Raw genomic sequence first — 5,773 nt, 5'->3', positions numbered from 1 at the left:
GGGCAAAATCGCTCGATTTGACGTATCAGTGGATAATTCCGAATAGACATCGGATAGCACCTGCCGGCTGCTGTTTGACCGTTTTCGACTTTGAGAAAGTCCTGGAGCAATTTTCAGTCGCTCTTCCGGTGTTTTGCGGGTAAAATTAATAACAATGGTTGGTGTGCTCTAAGATTGGGTCGAGGATGAAATCATGAGTGAATCGGCGCCCATTCGGGTGATGCTGGTGGATGATCATGCCGTAGTACGCAGTGGTTTGAGCGCGTTTTTGATGGCATTTGATGATCTTGAACTGGTGGGAGAGGCAGAAAACGGGCGGCAGGCCGTTCAGCGCGCCGCTGCACTCCAACCGGATGTGATTTTGATGGATCTGGTCATGCCGGAAATGGACGGTGCTGCTGCAACCCGCCAGATTCGCGAGGCATACCCGCACATTCAAGTCATTGCGCTGACCAGTTTCCGTGAGGATACGCTGGTGCAGGCGGCTTTACAGGCAGGTGCGATCAGTTATCTGCTCAAAAATGTTTCGGCGGATGAACTGGCCCAGGCCATCCGCGCAGCGCATGCCGGGCGTTCTACGCTGGCACCGGAGGCGGCGCAGGTGCTGATTCAGGCGGCCACCCGCCCGGCTGCCCCCGTGTTTGAATTGACCGAGCGCGAGCGGGATGTGCTGATCTGGATGGTGCGCGGTTTGAGCAACAACGAAATCGCTGCCAAACTGGTGGTCAGCCCCTCGACGGTCAAGTTTCACGTCAGTAATATTCTGTCGAAACTGGGAGTTTCCAGCCGAACCGAAGCGGTTGCCTTTGCGCTTCAGCAGCGGTTGGTCGAATAAGCCGGAAGAAAGGTTTACCCCTACCCATGTGCAGGGGAGAAAAACCCTTCCCCTGAACGTGTACATTTGGGTGTTTTGGGCTAAAATTTTGCCGGAGGTCGTTGGTGGAAACGTCGAATTGGATGCCAAAGGATGCCATTCTGGTCACCTATGCGACCCGTTCAGGTTCTACGGCGGAAGTGGCTGAGGTGATTGCCTACGAAATCGGGCAATTTTGCGGCCGGGTGGATGTTGCGCCGGTGCAGCGGGTGCGTGATTTGCGTCCCTACTGGGCGGTGGTGCTCGGCAGTCCGGTGCGCCATGCCCGCTGGCTGCCGGAGGCAATTGCCTTTTTGAGCGCGCAGCGCGCTACCCTGCGCCTGCGCCTGATGGGGGTTTTTCAACTGTGCGGCAGCCTGTGTCAGGATACACCTCAAAACCGCGAGGCTGCCCGGCAGGCCTACGAAGAGATTCGCCGCACCTTTCCGGAATTTCGTCCCCTGGAAGTGGGCATGTTTGCCGGAAGGGTCAGCGAAGAAATGTTGCAGCACGCCGTCCACGGTGGGCAAACCGCGCTTAAGCCGGGAGATTGGCGCGATTGGGAGGCCATCCGCGAATGGGGGCAGAAGATGGGTAAAATTTTATTCGGGATGTGCCAGCCATCCCTGCCTGTCCGCCTGCCGCCCGAAAAACTGTAAACCCTCTGTATAATCTTTCCCGCTGCTGAGATTGCGATTTTCATCAGCGCCTGTTTATAATCCTAATGTCAGGGTATTTACCGGAAAAGGAGAAGTGAAAATGACCTGGACAGTGGATCGTAAAAAAGTGCTGATTACGGGCGGCACGGATGGAATTGGCAAAGTGACCGCCTTGGAACTGGCTAAACGGGGTGCGCATGTGATCATCATTGGGCGCAACCCGCAAAAAACGGAACAAACCGTTCGCGAAATACGCGAGCAGAGTGATAACCCCCGGGTGGATTTTCTGATTGCGGATCTTTCGGAGCAAGAGCAGGTGCGCCGGGTGGCCGCCGAATACCGCCATCGCTATGACCAGCTGCATGTGCTGATTAACAATGCCGGAGCATTTTTTGCCAAACGCGAATTGACCGCTGATGGTTTGGAGAAGACCTTTGCACTCAATCATCTGGCATATTTTCTGCTCACCCACCTGCTGCTCGATCTGTTGACGAAAAGCGCACCAGCGCGGATCATCAATGTATCCTCTGCTGCCCATTTTGGCGGAAAAATCAATTTTGACGATTTGAATGCCGAAAAAAGTTACAGCGGTTGGGGCGCCTATTCCAACAGCAAGTTGATGAACGTGCTGTTTACCTACGAACTGGCGCGCCGTCTGCAAGGCAGCGGAGTCACCGTGAACTGCCTGCACCCCGGCTTTGTGGCCACTCAGTTTGGTAAAAACAATGGCGGGCTGATTGGTTTGGGGTTGAGCCTTGTTCAGCGGGTTGGGGCAATTTCTCCCGAACAGGGCGCTGAAACTACGCTTTACCTGGCCACCTCGCCGGAGGTGGAAGGCATCACCGGCAGGTACTTCGACCAGAAAAAGGCAGTTGAGTCTTCCAAAATTTCACAAGATGAGGAAACCGCCCGGCGTTTGTGGGAGGTCAGTCTGGAACTGACCGGATTGAAGGAAAAGACCGCCTGAAATACGCCTGAGTGAGCGGGCGGGTTATAATACTCCTGTCGTCGAAAAATTTCAGCGACAGGAGTATTTATGTGGCGTAAAAATCTGATTGGGATGGTTATGCTGCTGATGTCACTTGCGGCTTGTACGCAAGCCATTCAAACCCCGCCGGTGGATCGAAAAACACCCCTGCCCGGCTGGTATGACCCACGAGTGCTGACCCCTACACCGGTGCAGGAAAATAACCTGCCGCCCGATTCGTCCTTCTTTCCCCCGGCGGTACTGGCTGCCCGTCAGCTTCTGGCAGTATCATTGGGTCTGGATGAAACCACCATCAGCGTGATTCGCGTAGAAGCCGCCGATTGGCCGGATGGCTGTCTTGGATTGGGTGCCGAAGAGGAAGCCTGCACCGAAGAAATTGTGCCGGGCTATCTGGTGGGGCTGCAAGCCGGTGATCAATTCTTTGAATTTCGCACCGACCTGGAAGGCGGGCGCATCCGCCCGGTGCCGGCCGTTCAAGAAGCTGCCGTGGCGGCTGCCCGTCGTCATCTGGCGGAACGGCTCTCACTTGCCATGCCCGCCGAGGCGGTGCTGGTAGAAGCACTTGCGGCAGAGTGGCAGGATTCCTGTTTGGGTTTACCCCAGGCAGGGGAGGAATGCCAGCCGGAGGTCATCAACGGTTTTCGGGTGGTCTTTGCCGTGCAGGGTTTGCAGTACATTTATCACACCAATGGCGATGGCAGCCAGCTGCGGCAGGCTGGAGTCAAGAGTGCGGATGATGGGCAGTCTTACCTGATTCTGATCTCCGGTTCCCAGGGTGAGGATTGTCGAATTATTCAGGTTGGCTTGGGCGGCCTTTCGGACGGGGCGTGTGGCAGTGTGCTCGAAGGGCGGTCTTTTGTCAATTTACAGCGTCCGCTGGAACTGGCAGAGTGGATTCGCCAGTTTGCATCGTTTCAAATGGAAACACCCTACGGCTGGCTGTCCTTTCAAGGGCGCGGTACAGGTCAGCCTGCGGTGGAAGAGGGCCGCGCCCTGGCGGCCTGGGCGGGGCTGGCAGCGGCCGAAGTGCGCGCCGGGCAACCGGCTGACCAATACCGCCTGCTTTTGTGGCAGCGCAGCGGCGGAATTGCCGGTTTTTGCGACACGCTGGAAATTTACGAGAGCGGCTGGGCGTACGCCGCCGATTGTAAAAGCACCCCGCCTGCCTCACGCGGGTCATTGCGCCTTTCAGCAGATCAGTTGAAAATGTTGTATAATTGGGCAGATCAGCTTGCGCCTTTTGACGCTCGCCGCAGCGATGGGGTAACCGATGGTTTTGAATACTCATTGAACTGGTATGGGCGGGGGGATGGTCAGGTGTCTTCCTCCCAGCAAGAGGATGTACTCAACTTTGCGGCGGAGATCTTTTCTCAAATTCAACCTTAGCCAACCGGCACTGGAAGCCAAGGTAATCGCTTCCGGTTAGGGGGAGGAGGCTCCCTACCCTCCTCCCCTGATTGATTCTGACCCTATTGGACCAGTTTTCACAGCGGGATGATCCAGTCAACAGGAGTGGAACACCGACCTCGAGTGGCAGCCAGCACAGGCCTGTTTGTGATGCTGGCACTCAGTTTTGGACTGAATGCCTACCTGCTCTTCCTGCAGCCGGTTGGCGTGCTGAGCCTGCGGCGGCTGGCTTTGGCGGCGGGAATTGGCGGGGCTTTGAGCGCGGGGGTCTGGTTTTTTGCGCGCCGCCGGGGATATTCCCTGACCGGGTGGTGGGGGAATTTTGTCCGCCGCAGCAATCTATGGCGGGCGGGACTGCTGCTCTCGGTGGTTCTGCATCTGATTTACCCCGCCCCGCCGGGGCATTTGTTTGCACTGCCGGTGCGGCTGGAGTTGGAGTTCCTGCCGCTTTCCGGGCAGCCTGCTGAGGTCAGACTGGTCAGTTTGAACAACGGCATGCTGGATGTGTCTTACCGCGATATTCGCATCAACGAAACGGGCAGGGTACAGCCGGGCAGTGGGATCGTTTTTTCGTTGCAAGACGCGGAGAGCGGGAAGGCAGCCTGGAGCGGCCGGGCATGGCGCAATATGAGGCTGGTTTTTACAACCGACCAGCCCGTGCAGGCGGTCATTGTGATGCAGGGCAGAGAAGAAAGGCTGACTTTTGACGAAGGACGAATGGCGGAAAGAACAATAACCCTGCCGGTGGGCAGCTGGTGGTATTACGGACTGGTCAAACTGGCGATTATCCTGCTCGGTGGGATGAGTCTGGCGGTTGTGACCGCTTTGCTGCGCCTTTCGCCGCTGTGGGAGGATGGATGAGGCATTTGGGAAAACCTTTTGATCAAGCCGGCCGTTTTGGATTGTTGTGGCTCAGCCTGCTGGTAAATTTGTATTTTTTGATCTTCCAACCCCGCTCCGTTTTCAGCCTTCGAAGATTGGCGTTTAGTGTTGTTGTTGCTCTGGTATTCGCGTTGTTGTTGTGGTTTTTGAAAGAGCGGGGTATCACCGCAGCCGGCTGGCGGGGAATCTCAACAAAGAGTTGGTGGATGGGGATCATCCTTACCGCAGTCCTGTTTCTGATCACCCCGGCGCCCACTTTGCATTCGCTGGTCGCTCCGGTTGAAGTGCGCCTGAATTTTGAACCGCTCAATTCAGAAGAAGCCGATTTTCAACTGGTCTGGTTGAACAATGGTTTGGGTGACCTGTCCTTCAGCGATCTGGAATTGCCGCCAACCGCCCGGATCACGTCAGAGGGAGTCTCTCTGAATGCCCGGCAGGGTCAGCCTGTGCAAATCCGCTGGCGCGGACGAATCTGGGACGAATTACTGGTGACTGTACGAAGCGAGGTGCCTCTCCGCCTGATTGCGCAGGTGGGAGACCAGCCGAGGGAGATTCTGATGGAAGGCGGGTCAATCGAAAAAGGAATTCACCTGCCTTATCTATCGTTTGGATTTTATGCCGTTTGTTACCTGCTGGTAATGATGGTTGGCTCGCTCAGTCTGGCATGGCTGAGTCAGGTGTTTCTGAACGAGATGGAGAGGATTTACCGGCGTTACCCGCCCTTGTTGGAAAAGTTAATTCAATATCTCCCCTTTGTGTCTCTTGTGAGTGTTGGTCTGTTTTACCTGCTAACGCTGCGCAGCGGTCACCCATGGCGGGACGATTTTGCCCAGTACATTGCTCATGCGCGCAACCTGGCTCTGGGGCAGCCGTACACGGCGATTGGCATTCTGCACAACCCGGCGGTGGTGCTTGGGCCGAGCGCCTACCCGCCGCTCTTCCCGCTGCTTTTGGCGCCGGTGTATGCTGTCTTTGGCTTGAATC

At 56.3% G+C, this 5,773-nt stretch carries 5 protein-coding genes and 1 pseudogene; all 6 read left to right on the top strand.

Annotation, left to right across the window (positions count from 1 at the left end):
- Positions 1-193: 193 nt before the first annotated feature.
- Positions 194-835, top strand: a complete 642-nt coding sequence (locus tag ACWIZX_RS12480) for a response regulator transcription factor (RefSeq protein WP_322793716.1) — start codon at positions 194-196, stop codon at positions 833-835.
- A gap of 104 nt (positions 836-939) precedes the next feature.
- Complete coding sequence (locus tag ACWIZX_RS12475; protein WP_448336009.1) at positions 940-1,512, top strand: flavodoxin domain-containing protein; 573 nt, start codon at positions 940-942, stop codon at positions 1,510-1,512.
- A 100-nt stretch (positions 1,513-1,612) separates the two neighbouring features.
- Positions 1,613-2,479, top strand: a complete 867-nt coding sequence (locus ACWIZX_RS12470; RefSeq protein WP_448336008.1) for an SDR family oxidoreductase — start codon at positions 1,613-1,615, stop codon at positions 2,477-2,479.
- A gap of 69 nt (positions 2,480-2,548) precedes the next feature.
- Entirely contained in the window at positions 2,549-3,886 is a 1,338-nt protein-coding gene (locus ACWIZX_RS12465; RefSeq protein ID WP_448336007.1) for a hypothetical protein, read from the top strand.
- Between the two features lie 144 nt (positions 3,887-4,030).
- The gene (locus tag ACWIZX_RS12460) at positions 4,031-4,768 is read left to right on the top strand and encodes a hypothetical protein (protein WP_448336006.1); all 738 of its coding nucleotides are present in this window, start codon (positions 4,031-4,033) and stop codon (positions 4,766-4,768) included.
- Positions 4,765-5,773, top strand: a pseudogene (locus tag ACWIZX_RS12455) (hypothetical protein); the annotation flags it as partial. The gene ACWIZX_RS12460 and the pseudogene ACWIZX_RS12455, both read left to right, overlap by 4 nt.

This window comes from Bellilinea sp. (assembly GCF_053501535.1).
The sequence above is the reverse complement of the archived record's forward strand: the minus strand, read 5'-3'. Positions and strand labels throughout refer to the sequence as shown.